General features: G+C 45.4%; 2 protein-coding genes and 1 pseudogene. All 3 read left to right on the plus strand.

The genetic code is table 11. The features are described from left to right. Positions 1-560: 560 nt before the first annotated feature. Positions 561-1,868 carry an AAA family ATPase gene (locus B5F88_RS18870; RefSeq protein ID WP_087936975.1) on the plus strand — a complete coding sequence of 436 codons (1,308 nt, stop codon included), beginning with the start codon at positions 561-563 and terminating at the stop codon, positions 1,866-1,868. Beyond that, positions 1,859-2,287, plus strand: coding sequence for a hypothetical protein (locus B5F88_RS20455; protein WP_140402203.1), 429 nt, complete (start codon positions 1,859-1,861; stop codon positions 2,285-2,287). The genes B5F88_RS18870 and B5F88_RS20455 overlap by 10 nt, the downstream gene beginning before the upstream one ends. A gap of 382 nt (positions 2,288-2,669) precedes the next feature. Further along, positions 2,670-3,015: pseudogene (locus tag B5F88_RS18880) on the plus strand (hypothetical protein); the annotation flags it as partial.

Consider the following 3,015-nt stretch of genomic DNA (forward strand, 5'->3'; position numbering starts at 1 on the left):
ACCAGATACGACAAGCTGGACACCTCCTTCTTGGCCTTCGTTCACCTTGCCGCCATTGCAATTCTGTTGACTTAGAACAAGTCTCCTGATTTTTCAAACAAGCCCTAGGGCCGACACTAAAGTGGAAAACCCCAAAAGCTTCCATTTTTCATTTATTCCAAATACTACGATGATCCAGGAGGTGGAATTTAATGTTAAAATAATACGAAGTACAAAATTGATCATATTGACCACCACCAAACCATTACCCACTATATTTTACAACAATTTATTGATTTTTCAAGTCTAGTTCATGTCCATAGGCTTGTTCCGGAGGTGGAAAATATCCGGTAGGAAGACAAGGTCTGGCACCACACCCTCCATATGCGCATGAGTCATCTTGGATTCCTTAGAACTGGCGTATGAACGTCTGCAAATAAAGTTCTTATTTCAAATTGCTTTGGCAACTGTTATTTGTAATGCACCATTCAGCTTAAAATAAAGGGTGCAGGGATTGAAATATCAGGTAAAGCCCGATATAATGAGTAATATTAAATCCTAAATAAGTTGGAGGGTATGCTATGCACCAACTTTTGATTGAGCGGCTGGGGCCGATCCATCACTGTGAGTTCACTATCCGACAGTATACGTTTTTGACTGGATACCAAGCGTCTGGAAAAAGTACAATCGCAAAGGCAGTCTACTTTTTTCGCACTTTGAAAGGTGATATTTATCAATTAATGCTCCGCAGACAGTATAAAACACTGAATATCCAGCAGGGTTATGCGCAGATTGAGGACACCGAACATCAGACACTGGTAAGTGAATTTGAGCGCCATGTACGCAATAAATTTCTCAGTACGTTTGGCACTTCCTACTGTATGGATCGAGATATGCGCCTGTGCTACCGATACCAAGATGGTGTGGAAATAACCATCTGCCTAAAGGAGCGCCGTGACAAACTGACGCCCAATTATGTCTGGGTGGAGTATTCCCAGCAAATCCGAAACTTTTTGATAATGCGTGAGAACGACGCTGCCCAACCCCGGATCAGTGCGGAACTAGATGCCTTATTCAACGATCCATTTGAAACAGTTTATATCCCGGCCGGCCGCAGTGTTCTGACAATTCTAGGCAGCCAATTCAGCTATTTATATTCCACCATGGATGATACGCAGAAGCGGTTGCTGGATGCCTGCACAAGGGACTACCTGGAGCTGGTGATGCGTCTTCGTCCGCAGTTTTCTAACGGCTTGGAGGGCCTCTTGGCTGGAAAGCAGGTATCAGAGATAGAACAAGAACTCTTTTTGGAGGCACTCAGATTGATTCGACAGGTGTTGAGAGGCCGATATGTGGCCTCTGATGGGGAAGAACGCATATGGGTAGCAAAAGACAGCTATGTGAAGATCAATTTTGCATCTTCGGGTCAGCAGGAAATTGTGTGGATCCTCAATCTCTTATTTTACTATTTAGTACTACAAAAACCTGTGTTCTTTATTATTGAAGAGCCGGAGTCCAATTTGTTTCCGGCATCTCAAAAAGCGGTGATTGAACTGATTGCTTTGGTAGTAGGTGCGGGGAACGCCGTGTTACTGACCACTCACAGCCCCTATGTGCTGGGCGCAATCAATAATCTGCTCTATGCTGGAACCGTTGGGAAGCTGGCAAATCGCCAGGTGTCCGAAATTGTCTCCCCATCTAAGTGGATTGACAGCAGTGTATGCGACGCTCGCTTCGTTCAAAACGGTGAGGCAAAGTCTTGTATGGATAATGAACTGGCTCAGATCGATAATGCCCTGCTGGATCAGATTTCCCACGACATCAATCTAGAGTATGATAGACTGTTTGAGGTAGAACAGGCAGTGGAGGGGGATGCGTCGTGCCGCTAAATGGATACCGCTCCCTCTGCACACAACATCAGCCCATTATTGTAAGCAAAGAGCAGGGCCGAGTGCACCGGGCCAATAATCCCCAGGGGCGCAGTAAAGTCAGCCACTATCGAATTGATGGCTATGTGATTCAAGGAGGCACCATCCGTTGCGATTTCTTGCTGATGAACGACGATAGTGCCGATGCCTACCTGATTGAACTGAAAGGCTCTGACATTGAGCATGGGCTGGAGCAGCTGGAGGCAACTGCACTGTACCTACAAGCAGAACTAAATGGATATAGGGTCAAATACCGACTAATTCATTCCCGTGCCAAGACACAGGCCATTAATGGAATCAAATTTAAGAAGTTTTGCCGTCGGCACGCCCAAAAAGGCGAATTTCTTCACCAGGAGGGCCAACTGATAGAAACCATCTAAGTGTTAACACAGAAGAGAATTTAAGGTATTGACATGTTATTTTCATTCTAAGGCGAATTACAGAAATGTGCGTTGGAAGTGTCCTAGTACTCCACCAAGTTAGAAATTGCATATTGAATTTAAATCGGAATTTTTCGGAACAAGGCAGAGAACATTGGTAAGCTGACGCCCATCAAAGACGATAACGAAGCTATGCAGATATTACTCTGAGAGGCAAATGAAAGTTTCTAGCTTGACGAAGTATCAGGGCCTCATTACAAAGCTAATCCCAGTGCATCCCAGACAAATACAATATCGGTTCGCTTACTACTTAAGTGCTACCAGCCATTGGTAGCACTTTTATTTTGCCCCAAAACGCACGATGATCAGAAATAATAATTTATTGAACGATAATCGGACTATATCTGTTTTTCCAATCACAGAACCAAAAGCACCGATCATCTACCTCAACACCTTCTCCGACGAGGGCAAGAAGGTATATGAGGCTGCACAGGCTGCTGGCTGTCCGCCGTTCACATTGGTGGCCATCAGCGATCTGGACTGGAACTACGATATGGTGCCCTGGGACAGTCCGCCCGCCTTTAAAAATGCCGAGCCCTGCACCGGCGGTGCGGACGACTACCAAGCTGCTTCCCACTCCGTACTTTCTCTCGATTTCCCTGACCGACAGGTGCTCATCCAGATGCAGATGAATGTAATGCAATTTTTCCTCTTTACTCCACTTCCGA

The sequence above is a fragment of the Flavonifractor sp. An306 genome (assembly GCF_002159455.1).
Taxonomy (GTDB): Bacteria; Bacillota; Clostridia; order Oscillospirales; family Oscillospiraceae; genus Flavonifractor.

Excerpts from the sequence above, each read along its gene's own strand:
- B5F88_RS18870 (WP_087936975.1), top strand. The coding sequence starts at position 561 with ATGCACCAACTTTTGATTGAGCGGCTGGGGCCGATCCATCACTGTGAG.